This window comes from Helicobacter bilis, from assembly GCF_900198365.1.
Lineage (GTDB): Bacteria > Campylobacterota > Campylobacteria > Campylobacterales > Helicobacteraceae > Helicobacter_A > Helicobacter_A bilis_B.
On sequence record NZ_FZMS01000053.1, the window covers coordinates 1 to 21,338 of the forward strand.

19 protein-coding genes are annotated in these 21,338 nt (G+C 35.5%); 4 read left to right on the forward strand and 15 right to left on the reverse strand.

Translation table 11 applies throughout. The features are described 5' to 3' along the window. Positions 1 to 210: 210 nt before the first annotated feature. Positions 211 to 1,284, reverse strand: coding sequence for a bifunctional chorismate mutase/prephenate dehydratase (locus C6H08_RS07490; protein ID WP_104686158.1), 1,074 nt, complete (start codon positions 1,282 to 1,284; stop codon positions 211 to 213). Between the two features lie 375 nt (positions 1,285 to 1,659). Next, entirely contained in the window at positions 1,660 to 3,066 is a 1,407-nt protein-coding gene (locus tag C6H08_RS07495) for a phosphomannomutase/phosphoglucomutase (RefSeq protein ID WP_034579649.1), read from the reverse strand. Between the two features lie 381 nt (positions 3,067 to 3,447). Between C6H08_RS07495 and argF the strand changes: the two genes are divergently transcribed. Together argF and C6H08_RS07505 are read left to right on the forward strand one after the other, a co-directional pair. Then, positions 3,448 to 4,428: an ornithine carbamoyltransferase gene (argF, locus tag C6H08_RS07500; protein WP_034562332.1), complete on the forward strand. Its 981-nt coding sequence runs from the start codon at positions 3,448 to 3,450 to the stop codon at positions 4,426 to 4,428. Beyond that, positions 4,392 to 4,835 carry a DUF2603 domain-containing protein gene (locus C6H08_RS07505; RefSeq protein WP_005219366.1) on the forward strand — a complete coding sequence of 148 codons (444 nt, stop codon included), beginning with the start codon at positions 4,392 to 4,394 and terminating at the stop codon, positions 4,833 to 4,835. The genes argF and C6H08_RS07505 overlap by 37 nt, the downstream gene beginning before the upstream one ends. Positions 4,836 to 5,268: 433 nt before the next feature. On the opposite strand, the gene C6H08_RS07510 is transcribed toward C6H08_RS07505, so the two are convergent. From C6H08_RS07510 to C6H08_RS07535, 6 genes are all read right to left on the reverse strand, one after another. Then, a complete protein-coding gene (locus C6H08_RS07510) occupies positions 5,269 to 6,696 on the reverse strand; it encodes a DNA recombination protein RmuC (protein WP_034579652.1) in 1,428 nt (475 codons plus the stop codon). Positions 6,697 to 6,726: 30 nt separating this feature from the next. Continuing rightward, positions 6,727 to 8,094 carry a tRNA pseudouridine(13) synthase TruD gene (gene truD / locus C6H08_RS07515; protein ID WP_034579655.1) on the reverse strand — a complete coding sequence of 456 codons (1,368 nt, stop codon included), beginning with the start codon at positions 8,092 to 8,094 and terminating at the stop codon, positions 6,727 to 6,729. Positions 8,095 to 8,171: 77 nt separating this feature from the next. After that, complete coding sequence (locus tag C6H08_RS07520; RefSeq protein ID WP_233708527.1) at positions 8,172 to 9,104, reverse strand: hypothetical protein; 933 nt, start codon at positions 9,102 to 9,104, stop codon at positions 8,172 to 8,174. A 12-nt stretch (positions 9,105 to 9,116) separates the two neighbouring features. Then, positions 9,117 to 9,335 carry a hypothetical protein gene (locus C6H08_RS07525; protein ID WP_034562324.1) on the reverse strand — a complete coding sequence of 73 codons (219 nt, stop codon included), beginning with the start codon at positions 9,333 to 9,335 and terminating at the stop codon, positions 9,117 to 9,119. A 302-nt stretch (positions 9,336 to 9,637) separates the two neighbouring features. Further along, positions 9,638 to 10,069 (reverse strand): hypothetical protein, encoded by a 432-nt coding sequence (locus C6H08_RS07530; RefSeq protein ID WP_034562323.1) that lies wholly within the window; start codon positions 10,067 to 10,069, stop codon positions 9,638 to 9,640. Positions 10,070 to 10,321: 252 nt separating this feature from the next. After that, on the reverse strand, positions 10,322 to 11,263 hold the full coding sequence (locus C6H08_RS07535) for an aldo/keto reductase (protein WP_034579657.1): 942 nt from the start codon (positions 11,261 to 11,263) through the stop codon (positions 10,322 to 10,324). 153 nt (positions 11,264 to 11,416) lie between these two features. Here C6H08_RS07535 and tgt point away from each other — a divergent pair, with 153 nt between their 5' ends. Next, positions 11,417 to 12,532 carry a tRNA guanosine(34) transglycosylase Tgt gene (gene tgt / locus C6H08_RS07540; protein WP_034579660.1) on the forward strand — a complete coding sequence of 372 codons (1,116 nt, stop codon included), beginning with the start codon at positions 11,417 to 11,419 and terminating at the stop codon, positions 12,530 to 12,532. 125 nt (positions 12,533 to 12,657) lie between these two features. Here tgt and C6H08_RS07545 read toward each other — a convergent pair whose 3' ends face one another. Genes C6H08_RS07545 through pheS form a run of 3 tightly spaced genes read right to left on the reverse strand, consistent with a single transcriptional unit; the run spans position 12,658 to position 16,738 of the window. Beyond that, positions 12,658 to 13,278, reverse strand: coding sequence for an AMIN domain-containing protein (locus C6H08_RS07545; protein WP_034562317.1), 621 nt, complete (start codon positions 13,276 to 13,278; stop codon positions 12,658 to 12,660). 59 nt (positions 13,279 to 13,337) lie between these two features. Next, positions 13,338 to 15,725: a phenylalanine--tRNA ligase subunit beta gene (pheT, locus tag C6H08_RS07550; protein ID WP_104686157.1), complete on the reverse strand. Its 2,388-nt coding sequence runs from the start codon at positions 15,723 to 15,725 to the stop codon at positions 13,338 to 13,340. Further along, entirely contained in the window at positions 15,725 to 16,738 is a 1,014-nt protein-coding gene (pheS, locus tag C6H08_RS07555; protein ID WP_080732131.1) for a phenylalanine--tRNA ligase subunit alpha, read from the reverse strand. The genes pheT and pheS overlap by 1 nt, the downstream gene beginning before the upstream one ends. Before the next feature lie 163 nt (positions 16,739 to 16,901). On the opposite strand from pheS, the gene C6H08_RS07560 reads away from it, so the two are divergent. After that, a complete protein-coding gene (locus C6H08_RS07560; RefSeq protein WP_020995385.1) occupies positions 16,902 to 17,240 on the forward strand; it encodes a histidine triad nucleotide-binding protein in 339 nt (112 codons plus the stop codon). A 368-nt stretch (positions 17,241 to 17,608) separates the two neighbouring features. Here the strand turns inward: C6H08_RS07560 and C6H08_RS12015 are convergent, their stop codons facing one another. The 4 genes from C6H08_RS12015 to C6H08_RS07580 all read right to left on the reverse strand — a co-directional run. Continuing rightward, positions 17,609 to 18,106, reverse strand: coding sequence for a hypothetical protein (locus tag C6H08_RS12015; RefSeq protein ID WP_034579662.1), 498 nt, complete (start codon positions 18,104 to 18,106; stop codon positions 17,609 to 17,611). 206 nt (positions 18,107 to 18,312) lie between these two features. Continuing rightward, positions 18,313 to 18,789, reverse strand: a complete 477-nt coding sequence (locus C6H08_RS12020) for a hypothetical protein (protein WP_034562310.1) — start codon at positions 18,787 to 18,789, stop codon at positions 18,313 to 18,315. Positions 18,790 to 19,677: 888 nt separating this feature from the next. Continuing rightward, positions 19,678 to 19,914: a hypothetical protein gene (locus C6H08_RS07570; RefSeq protein ID WP_138154599.1), complete on the reverse strand. Its 237-nt coding sequence runs from the start codon at positions 19,912 to 19,914 to the stop codon at positions 19,678 to 19,680. Positions 19,915 to 20,699: 785 nt separating this feature from the next. Next, on the reverse strand, positions 20,700 to 21,338 hold a 639-nt coding region (locus tag C6H08_RS07580), incomplete at its 5' end, for a hypothetical protein (protein ID WP_158656837.1).

The following is a 21,338-nucleotide window of genomic DNA, read 5'->3' on the forward strand; positions in this document are numbered from 1 at the left end:
ATATATATATATATATATATCTTGTTTAGTATTTTGATATGTCAAAGGGTGTTTTGCCATCAATAATAAACCTTAAATTTATATGAAGTTATAGTATCATAAAAGTTTCTAGTATCTATTTGTTTTGTGATATTTTTATAGCGATTTAACAAAATATATAATTTCAAGGTGCATTTTATAGTTTTTTATTGAGCGATATTTTATACTTTTTTACACAAACGCAGGGTAGCTGCCAAGCCATTTTATCTCATCGCCTCTTTTATCAAACAATCTCTTTACACTCTCATCATCTTTATGTCCGTAAAAATCCATATAGAATCCAGAGTGAAACGCCCCATCACTCTGTATCGGTCTAGAATCTATCTTAGTAATATTAATCGATTCGTCTTTAAAATCTTGCAAAAGACCAAATAATGCCCCCGCTTTTCCAAAGTCTTTCATACTTACAAAAATAGAAGTCTTATCATTCTGCCCTTTTTCGTTTGTAAAGTCGCTGATGATTACAAATCTCGTTTGATTTGTGCAATGATTCTCAATATTTGCAAACATAATGGGGAGATTATATAGCTTTGTGGCGATTTCAGAACAAATTGCTGCACTACCACTCTCACTACTTGCAAGTTTTGCTCCAAACGCTGTGGAACTCACAGAAATATGCTCGATTTCATGCAGTTGATAGCTTTGCAAAAAGTTACTACACTGCCCAAATGCAATGTCTTTAGAATAGATTCTCTTTATATCATTAATGTGTTTTTCCTTTGTCGCAAAGCTGTGGTGTATCGGCAGGATAATCTCGTTTATAATCTTAAAATTATGCTTTGCTAGATTGTCGATTGTCTCGCCTACCATGCCATTTGTGTTGTTTTCAAGTGGGATTACTCCATATTTTGCATTCCCCCTTTGCAACGCTTCAAACACCGCACTAATGGTTGTTAGCGGTAAATACGCACTTAAGGGACCAAAGCGATTTTCAGCGGCTTGATGCGTGTAGCTACCAATAGGTCCTAGAAAAGCTATCTTTTGAGGCGTCTCAATGTTTCTAGCAATGGCAAATATCTCATAAAAGATGGCTTCAATGATTGATTTATTGAGATTTTTTAGCCCTTTTTCCTTTGTGATTGATAAAAGATTCTGTATGATCGCTCTCTCTCTATCGGGGCGATAAATACTTGCGTTGTTTTTAACCTTTAAATACCCAATTTGCTGCACGAAAGTTAGCCTTTTATCAAGTAGCTGTATAATCTCTTTGTCGATAGAATCAATATTTTGTCTTAATGCTTGCAAGTCTTGTTCTATGCTTTGTTGTGTATGGGTTGTGGAATCTTTAGAATATAGATTCGCTAAATTTTCGCCCTTGTCTATACAATTTGGGCGATTGAGCGAATTAGAGGGGTAGTCATTATCATTTAGATAACTCCTGCCCTCCAATTCACCCAAAGCCATAGAGCAACTGCTAGAATTTGTGGTTTTGTTTGCGTGGTTTTTTGGTGTAGAATCTAGATTCTGTATTTTCTGTCCCGTATTAGAATCTAAGTGCTTACAATCTTGTGCTACTTTAGAATCAAAGCTAGATTCTGTATTACTTACTGATAAGTCCTTGCTTTTAGATTCTATATCTTTTTTTAAGGGTTGCTTCATCTTGCATTCCTTTTATTTACATTATTGCTTGATTAAGCTTAAAAGTGCTTGTTTATAGAGTGATAACTTCTCTTCTGTATAGGCTTCAAAACGCGTAACAAGTGTGGGTGTCGTATTGCTCGCACGCACAAGTCCCCATCCATCTTTAAATACGACTCTCACACCATCAATGCTAATAATCTCTACAATCTCTGGAAAATCTGTATTTTTGCCTGCTTTTTGTTCTTTTAGAATCTGTTGTAAGCTATCCTGCAAACTCGCTATAATGTGAAACTTCTGTGCTTCATCTGTTTTTATTTTCTCTTCTTGTGTGCTATAAGTTTTTGGCAGGGATTTTATGCTTTCTTCTAATGTCTCAATGGGCGTTTTTAGATTCTTATGAGTTTGCTTCTCTTTATAGATTAGCTCCAGAATCCTTAAAGCCGCATATATCGCATCATCATAGCCAAAATACCTATCATTAAAGAATATATGCCCACTCATCTCACATGCAAGCTGTGCGTTTAGCTCTTTTAGCTTGACTTTAAGATTGCTATGTCCGGTTTTATACATCACGCTTTTACCAATTGTATTAATGCTATCATACATGACTTGAGAGCATTTAACCTCGCCTATTATCGTTGGATTCGTGATACTTTTTGCAATATCTCGTGCAAAAAGTATAGCCAACTCATCGCCTTTAAAGTTGTGATTCTGTGAGATTAGGGCTACTCTATCAGCATCGCCATCAAATGCGATACCAATATGAGCATTATGCGTTTTTAGGGCGTTTTGTATATCCACTAGATTATGCTCTTCGCTTGGGTCTGGATGATGATTTGGGAAAGTGCCATCTGGCTCAAAGTATAAGGGGATAGCCCTCAATCCTAGATTCTCTATAATCTTTGTTAAAGCAATACCTGCTACACCATTACCGCAGTCAAATATAATAGTCTCTTTTAAATCCTTTAATATCGCAAACTCTTTTGTCATGTAATCTATGTAAGATTCTAAAACATTAAGCTTTACTGAATCTTTTTGTGTGATATGTGGCACATTGATACTTGCCATTTTTCTGCCAAATGCTTGAATCTGTTCTCCATAAAATGGGGCTTTGTTGATTGTGATTTTAAAGCCATTGTATTGCGGTGGATTATGCGAGCCTGTAATCATAATCGAGCTTTTAATCTCTGTGCTAAAAGTGCAGTAATACGCAACAGGCGTGGGAATCATACCGAGATTAAAGACCTCTAATCCACTTGCTTGTAGTCCATAGCTAAGCCATTCAAAGAGAGTAGGACTATGTGTCCTTGCATCATATCCAATGGCGACTTTATTGTCATGCTTTTTAATCTCTTCCCCAAGTAAATAGCCAATTTTTACTACCGCTTCTTTTGTTAAATCAACTTCAAAAACACCTCGAATATCATATTCACGAAAAATCGACATACATTCCCCTTAAAACTCAAATAAAACATATTGTAGCATAAAGCTTTATAGCTACGAAAAATGGGGATAAATTTTGTGTTAATGCGAATTTTGAGTTGGTTTAATAATGTAAAATTATTTTGCATATTAGGATTTTCTGTATGAACTCATAGGATACAAAAATATAATTGATGTCGCAATTTCGACTTATTTTTGTCAAATTTTAGTCGTCTTAACACTAAGCATTGATGACAAGAATAAAACCTTATACTTGCTTTGGCAAAAAAATAGAATCCAACATAAATCTGGCAAGAAAGCCTTGAAATTCTCTATAAAAAGCTATTTTTCTAGCGTTTTATTGTAATATTACACTTTTATTTTATTGCGATATGAAGGATAAACATGCGACATTTTCTAACTATCAATGATTTTACAAAGCATGAGATTCTAGAAATGCTTGCACTTGCGATAAAAATTAAAACTGAATATACAAATGGCATTGCGATACCATACTTAAAAGGCAAAACTCTAGCCATGATTTTTGAGAAAAGCTCTACTCGCACTCGCGTTAGCTTTCAAGTGGGGATCTATCAGTTAGGTGGCTTTGGAATCTCTTTGTCAAATAATGAATTACAGCTTGGTAGAGGCGAGATTGTCCGCGATAGCTCGGCTGTGATTAGCTCTATGGTGGATATGATTATGGTGAGAACACACATGCACGAGAGGCTAGAAGAGTTTGCAAGGTTTTCAAGTGTGCCTGTGATTAATGGGCTTAGCGATGTGTTTCACCCTATGCAGCTTTTAGCAGATTATCTCACGATGATTGAATGCGGTATATTTGTGCCAGATTCTATACTGTATGAAGTGGGAGCAAAAAATAGTATCGCAAAGCCCATTGTAGCCTATATTGGCGATGGGAATAATATAGCAAACTCATGGCTTATGCTTGCTTCAAAGCTTGGCTTTGAGATACGACTTGCCTGTCCTAAGAAGTATATGCCTAGCAAAGATATTGTAGAAATCGCAGAGAAAAACGCACAAGAGAGTGGTGCAAAAATAGTCATCACTGATGATATTTTTGGCGTTGCAAAAGACGCGCATGTTATCACAACAGATACTTGGGTATCAATGGGGCAAGAGAACGAAAAAGAGACGCGTATGTGGGACTTTAAGGATTATAAAGTAGATTCTAAAGTGATGTCTTTAGCGCATGAAAATGCAATTTTCTTGCATTGTCTGCCTGCATATCGTGGATTAGAGGTGAGTGAAGAAGTAATTGATGGGAAACAAAGCAAGATTATTGAAGAAGCGCACAACAGACTTCACGCACAAAAAGGAGTAATGGTATGGCTAAACGAACAAAATACGACAAGAAAAAGCTAGTAGAAAGCCTGCAAACTCTGAGCAATGTAGCCTATATGGCAAAGCTAGATGATGCTAGATGGCTGCTTGAGTTTGTAGAGGGGGATTTTAATGAAAATGAAGCGTGGTTTCTAAAGACCACAGAAGGAAAGGAATTTGTCGCCCTGCCACAATTTGCCCTACAGAATCTTTTAGGACACATTCAGCAGCATAATGAAGAGAAGTTTTTAATGCTTTTGCGATATGAGATAAGAGAGCTTATGCCAATTGATTTAGAAGATACAATGGCAGTAGCATTGCATGAGTTTCATTCCTACAAGCAATCAAATGGAAATATTCAAGATATTGATGCAAAAGCATTTGCAAAGAATATTAAGTTGGCACACCCAAATCTTTTCTTACGACTGGATAGTATATTTAAGTTGTAAGGGTATTTTTATTGTTTTTGCCATACTCCTTACGAGTGTATAAACAAAATTACATATAGATCTTTTATTGTTAATGTGAATTGTATGTCAATAATCTTATACCTTATTCTAAGAAATTGAATAGCGTATCATCTCGAGGTAGCTGAAAGCAAGTTTTATGTATTTGGTTTCTACACTCTCAAATACACAAAAAATAAGCACAGCATAACCTTGGGATGTTTGAAGTTCGGAATTTACTTAGTTTGTGTGAGTAGAAATCCGCCTAAAAACTCCTTATACCCATGCGTTTGATACTGAATTTTTGGGTTCAATTCCTTTTTATTTATATGGAATTAAAAATTCTTGATAGAAACATTGTTTCACAAACTTAAACTCCAAGTGCTATAGTTTCCCCGTGCTCATGTGTGTAAAAGAGAGATAAGAAAGCTAGAATCTACAATGCGATTTTTTCATCGTCTGTGGTTTCTGGCATAGTGTCATTTTGTATATGTTCTTCTTCTTTGTTAATATGTGATTCTAATGCTTTATTGTTCTTTGGGCTTGTTTGTGGTTTTGTATCTGTTGTGATTTGGGACATGTAGTTGTCTAGATTCTTGATATAACTGCCAAGTGAGCCGCGACCTCTTATCTGAATTTCGGCTTTTTCATACGCATTTTGGGCGGTTTCTAAAGCACGGCTAATTTTTTCCATACTCTCTGTAAAGCCATCAAATTTTTTAATGAGTTTTACACACTCTTGTAGAATCTTTGTGATATTTTTATCCTTTGCTTCATTACTCCAAATATGATGGATAAGCCGCAAAATCACCATAAGAGTTGTTGGAGCAGCAAGGATAATGCCCTTATTATAAGAATCTAAAAATAGCTGCATATCATGCTGTAAAATCGCACTATACGCCCCTTCTAGCGGCATAAACATAATCACAAAATCAAGCTGTCCCCCTTCAATGGAGTGCTGATATTGCTTGAGTGAAAGGCTTTTTATATGATTTTTCACACTCTCAATATGTGCATTTAGGTGCATTTCTTTAGAATCTGTTGCGTTAAAAAATCTCTCATACGCACTCAAACTCACTTTAGAATCCACAACTACAAAGCGATTGTTTGGCAAATGTATCACAACATCAGGTCTCAAAATCTCTTTTGCTTCATTCTTCACAAATACCTGCGTATAGTATTCCCTATCCTTTTGCAAACCGCTAGACTCAAGCAATCGCTCTAAAATCACCTCGCCCCATTGCCCTTGCAGTTTAGAATCCCCACGCATTGCGTTTGCTAGATTAGTCGCATCGGCTGATATTTTAAGGCTTGCTTCTTTTAAGTGTCTAATCTCGGTATTCAAGGCAATGTGTCGCTCTTGATTATCCTTTGTGTGCTGTGCTATCTCTGTTTTAAATCGCATAATCTCATCGCAAAGTGGCTTTAAGCTATCGGTTTGCTTTTCTTGGAATTGGCGATTTTTCTCTTCTAATAACTGCTCGCTTATTTCACAGAATCTTTGTGTCATTAATGCGGTGTGTTTCTCTTGGTTTGTTTGTAGTAGCTCTTGCATGAGTTCTTGCTTCTGTGTGTATTGAGTTTTTAGGGCATTTTCCCTCTCTTGCAAGGCAGCTGTTAGATTTAGTGTGTGTTCTTTTTTAAGTGATTCTAGTTGTGTTAGATATTCGCTTTTTGTGGCTGTTAATGTGTGTTGTAGGTCTTGTATTTTTTCTTCATAATGTTTATTTGTAAGCAAAATGGCTTGTTCGTTCAATGCTTCTTTTATGCGTAAAGCCTTTATTCTCTGCCTGTATAAAACAAGCATAATAAATAAGCAAATAATGGCACAAATATAAGGTATATGTATATATAGAGATTGCATATTATTCCTTTATTGAAATTATTTTTTACATTAAAATTCTCGCACATCGCCGTTTTTGATATAGGATAAAAAGCTTGTGGCATACGCACCGCTTGGGAGTGTAAAAGCGATTTCTGCTTGTGCTTTTTCTGCGTTGTATTTGATAGATAAATCGCTTGGATATACCCACGCATATCGCCTCGCTCCATTTGCCATAATGGGATAGGCAAAGTTTTGCTCTATGATATATGCGTCTTGTTTTGCTAGTCTTACTCTATTTTGAGTGCTTTTAGATTCTTTGTGTTGTATAGAATCTCTTTTAGATTCCATGATATATGCTTCACTGCGTTCAGCATGACAATTTTTAGTTTCTAGATTCTGTGTTAAATCTAAGTGGGTTGTGGGGTTTAGGGCGTAATTTTTAGAATCTAGAATCTTTTTACACTCCATACCATTCAATAGTCCCGTGATACTAATGCTTCCATTCTTTAGTCGCTCTATATCATCTAATATAGTCTGAGTATTATCCATGCTGTCTAAATCATTTGACCTTTTATCTCCAAAGTAGAAAAATTTCCCATGTGGATAGTGCATACATACATCGCCTATGAGTGGTGTGAGTGGCAAAGCGTGTTTATGCAATATCTCAAAAATCTCTCTATCCATAGTTATATTATATAGATGAGAGAGTGCCTGCATAGAATCTTTAGGACTAAAACTTTGCATGATATTGCTTATCTTTAGTCGCTCTTCAAGCCATAGATTAAAGCACACGCTTTGCAGACTTGATATAAGCAGTTGCTCTAATGGATTTTGTTTATTTGGGGGCTTTTTAATCTGTAATGCCTGCATATAGTTATCCCCAAAATTACCAAATCTTTGATAGCCAAAAAAGTTTGGAAAGCCCTGCTTTTGTGCTAGAAGTGCTTCTTCTTTTAGCCGCTCAAAGCTTTGCGGTGCAACCTTTTTTAAGCGGATAAAAAACTTATTGCCTTTTAAATGCCCTATTTTTATTTTATTCCCATGCAAACAAGATTCTAGAATCTTTATTTGATTTATCTTGTGTAGATTATTTTCATAGGCTTTAAATGCTTTATTTGGGACTGAAATGTGCTGATAAGTAAGGGCGTGTTTATCCTTTAATCCCGCATAGCCGATATCCCTTTCTTTGATATGTAGGGCTTGTGCGATGAGATTCACACATTCTAGTGTGCTTATATTCTTTTTTCTCACTTTTAAGATTCTATGCTCCCCGGTATTGCTAAAAGGATAGAGTGGAATCTCTTCTACGATAAAATCTCTCTCATTATGTGAAAATACAAATGGGATCTTAGGATAAGATTTACCATAGAATCTTTTTTGTGTGGCGTATTGCTCTAAGAGTGTCAATATCTCATCATTTAGCTTTGTATTGCTCATAAATTCTCGTCCTTACGAAATAATTAAGATACAATTAAAGCATAAAATCGCTAATAACTTAGCCCTGCATTATAAATCTAATACACAAACTCATAATCTTTTAATGCTTGTTGCGGTGGAAGCAAAACTTTACCAAAATTAAGCGATACGCCAACCATAAAGTTTGATGCAGGCAAGTCTATATCATTTGCTTTAAGCATATAGTAACGCAAAAGTGGTGCGATACTTAAACTTCTAAATAACTTTGCATCAATGCGAGTTTCAAGTAGAAGCTGATAATCAGGTGAGATTCTAGAATCTTTTGCATTGAAAATATACTTTTTATAGTTCATCGTATAAGTCCATTTTACATGTTTATTTAGGCTATACTCTAGCGATACGCCCACTTCTAAACCTGCACCATTTAGCTTTGTCATGGGGTTAAAATCATGTTCGCCAAAGAAGTCAAAATAAAGATTTTTCACATATCTACCATCAAAGAGCTTTGCCCCTGCCATGTAGTTTATGATATGTCTGCGACCCACACTTGGCGTTGGATTAAACTCTGTTTGATAGGAAGTCCGCACATAAGGACCCATCTCAAATATCTCAAAACCCCAGTCAAAATCCCACATTCTTTGCGTATAGTCTGTTGAAAATACCATTTTATCAAGGTTTTTGTTGGTAACAACGCTTTTGTTTGTTTGTGTGATTTGTGTAAAGCCATATTCTGCATAGGCAGTATTAAAGACTACAAATCGTGGAGCATAGAAATTGCCATTTAGAGTAAAAAAGAATTGCAATGCAAGTTGAGAGTTGCCCTTTAGGTTACTATCAGAAAAGCTTGTGTAGAACTTTTGATTGCTAAGAGAGCTTTGTGTAAAATTTAGGGCAATGCGGTTTAGATCCACCTCCCAGCCTACTTTATCTTCATTAATATCTGCTTTTGCTTGAATGAAAGGTAGAAGCGGTGCGGCTTGCATAGAGCAGACAAGCATGACAAATAAGACAATAAGAATCTTTTGTCGCACAAAGATTTCCATTTAAGCATTATTCTCAATAGAATCTAGCGTAATCTTAGTGTTATCCATGAATTCTACGCCATCTCCATGCTCCAAAATAATATCTGCAATGCTTTGCGTGATAATATCTTGCAAATATTGCTGTTTGCATTCTATGTTTATTAGCACTTCATGGTAAGTCTGCTGTGTTCGTGGATTCTGTGTGGATTTTATAGTGGAATCTTGTATAGTGTTATTCATAATTGCCTTTCTATAATTAAACTCGTTTGATTTAGATTCTAAAAGATTTATTTGTATTATAATAAAAAGGCGTATTATATCATTCTTTTTGTAATATATATTGAGATTTAGATAGCTAGGATCACATTCATTTTATTATTGTATATCGTGTCATGGAATCTTGTTGCAATATTACATAGTGCAATGATTGTTATCTGAGATTCTAAGCGTTTATTCAGTCATCAAGGCATATCAACTTGGTTAAAAAGATTTAAATATGATATTGCTAGGCTTTAGAGTTTGTGTTGCTTTTTATTTTATTTTTATTTGCAAGCATTATCCACGATTATTTTATTTGCAATGACATGCAAATTATACGCTTCATAACGCAAAGATTTAAAAGTTTGACTTTTGCCAAACTTTTGACATTCTTTTAGCTTTAGACACTCTTCAAGCACTCTTGCACTTTCACAGATTCTATGGAAGTTTGCATGAAGTATTGCTGCTAAATCTAGCCTTTCAATCTCTGTGTCAATGCTGCCTTTTGCAATATCGCATTCAACATCGCGTGCTTGTAATAGCAAATCTGTATGCTGTAAAATAGCTTTATGTCGCATTTGCTTTAGCGTATAGGTTATTTCCTTGTTATCATATACATAGCGAAATATATCCTCTACTACGCGAATGCCCTCTTGTAATCTATTGAGATTTGCATCTAATATACGCAATATTGTATGAGTTTTATCCGTATTCATAAAAGATCTTTAATTATAGAATTAGAATGAAAAAGCAAGTGAATGTAAAGCTAAAAAATGAAGTCCGCTTGATCTAGATCCTTGTCATTTTGGATATTAAAAAATCGCTTATAGAACTCTATGATAGACTTCTGCCTTGCTTAACATATGCAATTGTTACAGAATCTAGATTGCCGCTTTGAACTTGAGTGTAGGGGGGATCATATGCAGACCCTTGTTCACCCTACACATAACGAACATTAGGCACTATCTCTATTTCATTTTCTCATGCACACGAGATATAGCTTTCATATCTCTTGCATCAAGTTTAAAGTTAAAAATATCAGCATACTCTTTTGCTTGTTCTACGCTACTTGCTGGTGGTAATGTGATAAAACCACTTTGCAAACTCCAACGCAAAGCAACTTGAGCACCTGTTTTATTATGTTTTTGTGCTACTTTTTGCAAGATTGGGTCATATACAGAACCTTCAAAGTCCCCAAGTGCTGTTGTCGTGCTTACAGCAATTTTTCTATTTTGGAATCTCTCTATTAATACTTTATTTGCATGATTTAGTGTAAATGGGCTGATATTAAGCTGACTCACCATAGGCTTAATCTCGCATGATTCCATAAACTCATCAAATTGCTCTACTTTAAGATTTGCAATGCCGATGGATCGCACTCTCTTTTGCTTATATAGATTCTCAACCGCACGCCACACTTCTCTTGTAACCTCTAACCATGAAGCCCTACCTTTTGCCTCTGCAACCTCAACAATGACTAGGTCAAGATAATCTGTCTTCATCTTTGCAAGTCCCTCGTTGAAAGCATCTAGCACTTCACTTTCTGTTGAAATGCCCTTTGGCAATTGCAATGATAAAAATACATCTTGTCGTGGAATCTGACTAAGCACATATCCATCTCCAGCCTCACTTGTCGCACCATGTGCTTCTATATATTTGAAACCAGCTCTTAAAGCCTCTAATATAACTTGTCCGCCTTCTTTTGTGCCACCTAAAGCATGTACACATGAGTCAATCCCATAGCGTGGAATCTCTACGCCATTAGACAACTTTTGTGTGCTAAAAAAACCTTGTATATCAACACGGGGTGCAGCAAATGCTACATTCAATAGGCTTTGTCCAAATAGCATTGCACCACCAGCTATACCTGCGATTTTTACAAATTCTCGTCTTGTCATTGTGTTTTGCATATATTCTCCTTTACTTTCGGTAAGCCAAAATTATACAACATAACCTATGTATTTGCAAGGATTTTACAAGCTTTTACTTAAAAGATTCTCATTTTTTTATTAGAATCTCACTTTTATAAATCCACAAATATTTAGGAATCACAAGGGGATTTTATGCAGTTTCAAATCCAAGCAAAAGTTGGCAAGGCAAGGGCATGCAGCTTTACTCTAGCGCACGGCAAGGTAGAGACGCCCATTTTCATGCCTGTTGGCACACAAGGCGTGATTAAGGGACTAAACTCCCTTGATATTAAAAATATCTTGCAAACAAATCTCATTCTTGCAAACACCTATCATCTCTGTCTTAGACCGGGCATAGAGACACTAAAAAAGGCAGGCGGGATACATAATTTTGCAAATTTTCATGGTAATTATTTGACCGATAGCGGTGGATTCCAAGCGTTTAGCTTAGGTGAAAATGTTAGACATGAAGATTGCGGTATCGCTTTTAAATCACATATTGATGGAAGTAAGCATTTTTTTACCCCTGAAAAAGTGCTTGATATAGAATATGCCATAAACTCTGATATTATGATGATTTTAGATGATCTTGTAGGCTTACCAGCGACAAAAGAGCGACTTCTAGATTCTGTAAAACGCACAACAAAATGGGCAAAACAGAGCATTCAATATCACAATATACAGAAAGAAAAACATGGGTTAAAGAATAAAATCTTTGCGATTATGCAAGGTGGCACAGACTATGAAATGCGTAAAAGAAGTGCAGAAGAGCTTAGAGAGCTTGGCTTTGATGGCTATGCAATAGGTGGATTAGCCGTTGGTGAAAGTAGTCAAGAAATGTATGAATGCCTTGATTATGCCTGTGATTTTTTACCAGAAACAAAGCCTCGTTATCTCATGGGGGTTGGCACACCAGAGAATCTTTTGGAGGGCATTGATAGAGGGGTGGATATGTTTGATTGTGTTATGCCTACGCGTAATGCTAGAAATGCGAGTATTTTTACAAATCAAGGCAGACTAAATATCAAAAAAGCATGTTATAAGAATGATTTCACACCGCTTGATTCTAAGTGCAATTGCTTTACTTGTTTAAATTTTACACGGGCGTATTTACACCATTTATTCCGTGCAAATGAGATTACTTATCATAGCCTTGCAAGTATCCACAACTTGCATTTCTACATTACGCTTTTAAAAGATTCAAGACAAGCAATAATGAATCAAACATGGCAGGAATTTAAAAAACAAAAATTAAGTGATTTTGGGTAGGTGGATTAGAAACTAGACCATTTTTCGTACTTTTTATGTGGTATTTCAACACTATTGGCGTGACATTAAGCAGTAAAATTAAGTTTTATTCTAAACACAATTATTTAAAGTAAAAACATAGGACACTATCTTAGCTGTATCGTATGTGTGTTATTTTTAGCGCTTTTCAATGTGTATTGATAGATTCCATCGAGTTCTATGCTTACGCGGTAGAGATTGCTTTTTGCATTTACGCCAACTTTTGCATAATATTTTTCACCTGTGCCGATATTGCCATCATAGGCTGCACCTTTATCACGGCTAAAATCTACTACAATAGTCGTAGGATTTGCGAGTAAAAAGTGTCGTAAGATTCTATGCTTTGGTGAGCTTATCACAAAGGTTTTGCCCTCCATGTAAAACTCAAAATCATTCAAGCTAAAATATCGCTTGGAAATATTTCTTATAGCCTCTTGCTGTGTGATTTTAATGGGATAATGCCAATCGATTGTTTTATCTACTTTTAGCTGTTTGCTCTCAGTCGTGCCATCAAGATTTTGAAAAGTAAGCGTAACACTTTTTAATTCTCTTGCATTACTTGGGAGCTGCACACTTTCTGCTGTTAAATGCTTTTTGCCTTTATTATTTTGTTGTGCTTGAAAATCCCTTTGATTTGCATTAATCATAAATGGATTTTGACTAGCATACACACTCATACAAGAAAACACACTTATCCCAAAAATAGCAGTAATTTTAGCAAATTTCATTCATATTCCTTTTTTTTGACTCAAATATAGTCAATGTAGCAAAAAAGATTCCATGCCCTTTAAAGCTTTAGTTTCGCATGGAATCTTTGCTCTAATATGTCTAGAATCTTTTGCAAACTCTCTTGCATTTGAGATTCTGTAAGTGTGTCGTGCATAGATTGAAACATAAAGCGAATACTTAAGGCTATATTATCATCATTTTCATGATATATATCAAGTGGTAGAATCTCTTTTATATCGTGCAATGCTGCCTTTTCAAGCTCTGATTTTATCGCACTAAAGCTTACATTTTTATCAAGTAAAAGCGTTAAATCTCTCTTATTTGCCTGATATTTTGAAAACTCTTTTGCAAGTTTATCATCTTGCTGTTGTGCGAGTAGTAAGGCAAAATCGATCTCACAAAAATACACATTTCCTAAATCATACATTTCTGCAATATTTGGGTGTAATTTTGACATTACGCCGATAATCACGCCATTTTGCAGCATATTTGCACTTTGATATGGGTGGATAAGTCTTGATTTTTGAAACTTGCTTGCGGTATTAATGCACTCAAAATTACCGATAATCTCACTCACATTTTGTGCGAAGCTAAAGAAATCAAGCCCAATACCTTTAGGGTTTGGATAGCTTGGCGTTTTTAGATAATCACTCATTGCAAAGGCAAGATTCTGTTTTGCGTTTCTGTCCCTATCATACACATATCCAATCTCAAAAAGTCGTATGCCCTCATATCCATAGCGTTTATTTTCTGATAGACTTTCTAAAATATGCGGGATAAGTGAGGGTCGCAATGTATCAAGCTCACTTGTGATAGGATTTAAAAGCTTTTTATCTTCATTTAAAGGTTCAAAGCCTAAATTCTCTAGCTTTTTAGAATCATCAAATACATAATGCACACATTCAATATAGCCATGTGCTAATGCTTTTGTGCGTAGCTTCTTTGTCTTTTGGTGTGTGATATAGGCTTGTGTGATTTGTGGTATTTGCTCTATAATATGCTTTTTTGGCTGTATATTATCAACGCCATATAGACGCAGCACCTCTTCAGCAATATCTTGCTTACTTTTAATGTCATTCCTAAAAGCTGGTGGCTGGGCGATAAAGAAATTCTCATCGCAAGTGGCTTGGATTCTAAAATTTAATCGCTTGAGTAAAAGGGCTATCTCTTCCTTTTCTATTGTGTTTCCAATGCAATCTGAAATGTATTCAAAAGTCATTTGTATATTTGTTGGAGGATAAGCCCTGAGTATCTCTTGCACACCGGAATAAAGATTTGAATTAAGAGATTCTAAACTTTTACACATAAAATTCATACCTACTTCTAAATCTGGATTACTACCCCTGACAGAGCGATGCAGCACTTCTTGTGTTAGCTTTGTCTTATCCATACCATAGGTATTATTTGCAATTAATACAGAATCTATAAAGCTTGCTTCTAATATGAAGGTTCGTGGATAATCATGCTTTTCAACTTCATAGAAAGTCGCACCAATATTTGTGAGTTTGGTATGCCTTGTAGTCTCGTTTTCATGAAATTCTGCATAGACAGATTCTAAGCCATTTTCATCTGCTTTTATTAAAAGCTTTGCTTCTTTCCCATTATTTGAGACATTATTAGAATCCATAGGATATACATTAAATAGCACACCTGTCATATAGGTCGCATATTCTGCAAAGTTACTCATAGGACACTGCTTATATCTGCCATTTAGCCCAAGTGTTAGGGCAATGGCAAGTGGTGTATAACCTTCTTTTATCTCAATGATTCTATATAAAAGTGAGGAATGCAAATCTCCATGCGGCACAACTTGTAAGAATCTGCCCACACCAAGTGCTATGCTTGGCTCATTTGCGACAATATTTTTAGGAATAAGATTAAACACACTGGCAATATCTCTTGCTACACCCAGCACAGATAGACAATCCCCCCTATTTGGGGTAATGCCTAGCTCTAGCACACTTTGATGAAATATTGAGTAAGTGCAAAGCTCTTTACCTAGCACAAGCTCACCAATGCTAGAATCAAGCTCTAAGATTCCATCATTTAGCTTAGGTAGTCCAAGCTCCGTGCTAGAACAAAGCATACCAAAGCTCTCAACGCCCCTTATCTCACTCTTTGTAATAGTAGTGCTACCTTCTTTACCAAAAGGCAAAACTGAATCTATAAGCGCTAAGGCTACATACTGCCCTGCATACACATTCTTTGCACCGCATACAATCTGTAATACTTCAGTGCCAATATCCACTTCACATACACTTAGCTTATCAGCATTTGGGTGCTGTGTCCTTTTTAGCACCTTTGCTACGACAACATTTTGCGGGATTGTAGTCTCATATTCTCTCTCAACTTCTAAGCCTATGCTGCTTAGCACTCGCACAAGCTCTTTCCAGTCGATTCCACCTAATTGAATAAAATGGCTTAAACTCTCACTTGTAACTATCATTAAAACTGCTCCAAGATTCTCAAATCTGTCTCATAAAAACTGCGTAAATCATTAATCCCCCATTTCAGCATAGCAAGCCGCTCAATCCCCATGCCAAAGGCATAACCACTCACATCTTCATAGCCTACTGCACGAAATACGTTGTGATTTACTACCCCACAACCAAGTATCTCTAAAAAGCCTGTATGCGAACACACCCTGCACCCCTCACCTTTACAAAACATACAACTCACATCGACTTCAGCACTAGGCTCTGTGAAAGGAAAGAAAGATGAGCGAAATCTCACTTTCACATCACTCCCAAAGATATGCTTTACAAAATCTTCCAAAATATATCTTAAATGTGCAAAGCTTATATGATCTCCCTTTTCTACCACTAAGCCCTCACATTGATGAAACATAGGTGAATGCGTCATATCATAATCTCGCCTAAAAGTAGCTCCCGTGCATATCATGCGTATAGGTGGCTTATTAGATTCCATTGTGCGTATTTGCGTAGGTGAAGTATGTGTCCTTAAAAGCATAGAATCTTTAAAATAGAATGTATCTTGCATGTCCCTTGCGGGGTGATATTTTGGTAAATTTAACGCTTCAAAGTTATGAAAATCATCTTCTATAAAAGGACCATCTTGCAGGGAAAAATTTAGTCCTACAAAATAATCAATGATAATATCACGCATTTGATATACAGGGTGTCCATTACTTGCAAAGTTAGCTTTTTTAAAGAGGCTTGTATCAATCTTTTCACTTTTTAGTTTTTGTTCTAAATCTTTTAGACTAATCTCTTCTTTTTTAATATGAAAAATATTTTCAAACTCTTTTTTAAGCGTGTTTAATTCTGCTGCTACTTCTTTTTTCTCAATGCCTTGAAGTGTGCCAAGCTTACTGAATGCTTGTGTAATATAGCCTTTTTTACCACTCATTTCAATGCGTAAAGATTCTAGAATCTCTTTATTATCTGCTTGTGTTATTTTTGTAAGCGTGTCTTTTATACATTGTTTTAATTCCAACATGCAAAGCCCTTAGTGTTTCTTTGGTTTTTGTCTTGTAATATTTTCTGTGAAAGCTTTATTCTATCTAAAGAAAATGGATTTTTGCTACAAAGTATGTATTTTTTTGCTAGAATGATGCATTCAAAATACAACTATGGCAAATAAAACTAGAAAAGGATATAGCATGGCAGAAAAAGGCATTTTTGAAAAAATCGTTGATAGAGAACTTCCTGCAAATATTGTATTAGAAGATGATGAGTTCATGGCATTTCATGATATTGCCCCAAAAGCCCCCATACATGTGCTTATTATCCCAAAAAAATGGGTAAAAGATTTTAATGGCGTTACACCAAACCTTATGGGAAATATGAGTGCATTTATCCTGCGTGTAGTGGATACTCTTGGTGTGCGTGAAAGCGGTTATCGCCTAATAACTAATATCGGGAGTGATGGCGGACAAGAAGTCCCACACCTGCATTTTCACCTACTTGCAAAACGCAAACTAGAACCACATTTTGGGTGAGTTTTGAAGACTTGCTTCTAGAAAGAGGTATGAGATTGCATAGGGATGTCCTTGCGCAATTTTTTAGGTCATGAAACTTTTTATGTAGAAAAAGCACAAGTTTGGGTAACGCCAAAGTGCAAAAATCAGCACCATCAAAAAGAGTATTAAATTTAGCGTTTGTTATACACAGCGAAATAAAACATAGCAAACACTAAGTTCCAAAAAAATATTGCCTACTAAAATCCATAGCCAACCCAACAACAGATGGTTGGCAGCATAAAATGCTTATACCATATCTTAATATGAAAGCTTAGCAAATGCCATCAAACCATGGTTAGCAGCACCGGCACCATGTGCGAATACATAGCCACCGCCAACATCAAACCCTAAGAATGAACCCTCATCACTATTTCTATTTTGTCTATATGCTTTCCATAAACCAACAGCACTAATCTCTGTATAAGTCCCACCACAGCTAAAACTTGTGCTTCAAAAAGTCGGTGATTCATTTTACCAAATAGATACAATGTCCGAGTGCCACCTTGACCTATACCAGCACCATTGAGAAACTTACCATAGAATCTCGTCCTATCATTAAGTGAGAAAACCCTGCCTTGCTCGTTTGCTAAAACCGCTCTTGCACCACCAAAGCTAATAGAATAGATTTCATATTGTTTGCCTGCCTTGTTTGTGCCATAGCGGACATATTTTACCTCTTCATCTGCATATATAAGACCTAAGAAATTGTCGGCTGCAGCGTTATTGTTTGCCATGTCGCCATATTGAAACATTAGATTTGCACTTGTGATTGAATGCCAATTTGGATTAAATTTGTATGTGTATTTTGCAGAAGCTCCAATCTGAAAAACAGGGTTAAAGCCCATTTTTGTCGTGCCATTTGGTGCTTTTGTGTTGATTAATAGGTAAGGTGATAAAAAGATTCTTTTTTACTATAATCTGCACCAAATAAGAACACTTCACCACCAATCTTTGCCTTACCACTATCAAAATATGGATTCAGCATAGCAAGATCAGAGCCTATCCTACCGGGCAAATAGCCATTGTCAAGAAATGAGTTAATGTAATGCGCTCAAACTTTATATGCGGAAGTGTTGCCACTAGGATTCCACTGCACACTTACACCCTGCAAATGCCCATTTACAAACGCACTGCTACGCACGATTGTTGAACCTGTATCGATATTATATCGACCAGCTACAACCTTTAATCCATTGTTTTTATACACCATGTAGATATCTGCGACATCACCATTTGAAGTGTAGGGCAAAAGATTGTTATCTATGGGGAAAATGCTTAACATATTCCAAATACCAGCCGCACCCATACCTACATTCCAATTTTCATTTAAACCAAAGTCAGCTTTTACATAAGCGTTTAAACCAAGGTTATTGAAATTACTTGAGCCATTTTTTGGCGCACTATATCCAAAGAAACCAGCACTAAGCCTACCATGCGTCGTTAAATCTATCTTGCTTGCCATTAACCCTTGTGCTGCACCAAGCGATATCGCACATGTTAGCAGTCCTTTTTTCATCATGTTGTTCATGTCTTTCTCCTTACTTTCAAATATCAAATCTTACGCTTTAAGCGATTTATAATGTAGCACATAATATCTAAAAATTATGCAAGTCGTAATTCTACACTATTTTTTGCAGTTTGTATAGAAAAGTTACCGATAGTATCCATCTTACATCTCCGTAAGACACTAAAGATTGATTACTTTAAAAGAGATAAGATTCAATTCAAAGTTCACAAAATAAGGTATAGAATGCTTATATATGTGTGTGTCAAAATTTGCGTGATGAATGTGTCTTTGTGTATCTTTTTGTCTGCGGCAAAAATATTAAAAAGTAAGACAGAATTCAAAGAACTTAAAAGATGTAAGATTTCTGTCTTTGTGTGAATTAGCTCTCTTAAAATTTGTTTTGCTTTATTGCCCCCTGGAGCATACCTGTTTATTTGATAGGTCGCAAATTAGCCGATATTTCATTGAAATAAGGTTTAGATAAGCTAAAAAACTAGTGTTTGCTTTCTTTATGTGCCTTTGCTTCTACTATGAGTTTTGTATAGCAGATTCCCAACTATGATAATGTTCTGCATAGTTTGTGCCAACTTCTTTTATGGGTTTAATGTTTAATTCTATTCTATATCCTTTCTTGCCATTTCTTTTAGGATTAAAGCCATATCGGGTTTATCCCTTGAGCCAGCTATATCGTTTAAAAGCTTGTAAACTCCATACCATGAAAACTATTTTCAAGCGTTTTTTTAAGTTGGTAAGTCCTTTATCAAGATTGAAAAGCTCTTGCAGCATTTCATTATTGTTATTAAGCAGTTCTTGCTGTCTTTGGCATCTTGCACATACAAAGCCCTTTAGAGTTCCATCTGCCTATTCTTCAAAAAATAGTTTTGGCTTTATTCAAAGCTTCTTCTGCTTTTATCTTTCTTTCTTCATGGTATGTAATATATTTTTACTTGCTTTTTTATACTCCTTTTGCAAATATTCATTTGGCCCTGTTAATACTCCTTTCAGTTCATCTAACATCTTGCTATCTTTTAAAAGTGCTAGGCTATCCAATGCACCATATGATTTATTCTCTAAAGAATTTTTAAATTTCTCTAATAATCCATTAAAAGAATTTGCCATTTCGTGTAAATCATAAAGATTAATCAATTTCCATTTCCCATTATAAATACTAGAAACAAGCTTAAGATTTTTCTTAAAATAACTCCTAATGAAGACAAAATGGCATGCAATAAACTTTTGTTCTGTTAAGGTAGGGGGGGGGGGGGTAAGGCTTTATTTTTTTTTTATTTGTTCCTTTTCTCTATTGTCAGCCATTGATATATAATGTTGGCTATCTTCTAACGCATCATGTTCTATCACATATTGAAAAATACTATCTACTAACTCTTTTTTCTTTGTGTTGTTTGTGCGTCATAAGGGCTATTGTCTTTGTTGAATGGCGTTTCTATTTCTTTTGTGGTTTGTGATGTAGATTCTATTGTCTCATGCTTTTGCATTACCTTTCCATGATGTGCGAAAAACATCATATAAAAGTTCTTTTTCAAATGCATTAAAAAACCTTGAATTGAGCCTAGCAACAATGTCAAAGATTTTAGCTTGATTTTCTCCTACATTTTCTATAATGGCTTGTTGATATATTTGTAGGCCTATGTCTTTAAATTCGTTAACATGCTCCGGTACTCATAATGCTTTATATTCCCATCTTCATGCAAAGTTTTAAGCACTTGTATTGTTTGATTCTCCTTTGTTTTTGCCTTGATTGCTTCTAAAACTTTATGGTGATTATGCCTCCCTTGAGAAAATATATCTTTGTCGAACTCTCTTGCTTCTTTAATCTTGTTTAATTGCACCCCCCCCCCCCATTAAGCTTTACATAATAATTAAACTCTTTTAGTAAGCGTTATGAATAAACTCTTGCTGTTTTGTACCTACTATTTGCGTTTTTCCGATCTTGATGTAGTGGCTTTAGTTTCCACATCTTTACTTATTTCCTGTTTTGTGGTAGGATTCTGTTGTTTGGGGGCTGGAGTTTCTATAATTCTTTGAATTTCGCCCGCCTGCTGTCTAAGAACTCCTATAATGTCAGCACCTTTTATAACATCATCTGCATTTTTTATTTCATTTGCTAAGTAATCCATATCTCTTGTTTTTAAATGTGTTACAAATCTTTTATCATTTTCTTTTGTTACAAGTAAGTAGAAAAATGGGTCTTTATTGCTATGTAAATCTATAAACTTTTTGAGATATTTATCTTTGGAATCCTTTGTGTATTGGATATGTGGATTTTGCATTGTGGAATCTAATAAATGAAATAATCCAAGTCTAGCCTTACTATCATGTCGTGTATTTAAATGTTGCATGAGATTATCTATATTGTCAAATCTCTGCAATACATTTTCTATCTGTGATTGAGTAAGTTGCTTTGGTGTTGGCTCTGCTTGAATGCTTTCAAGTCGATCAATAATATTTGATTTCATAAGTTTAGAATCTAACGCATTACTAAACCTATCCACTTCCACTGCTTTATTTTCACTAGGTTTATTGTATGCTAATAGCTTTATCTCTTTTGT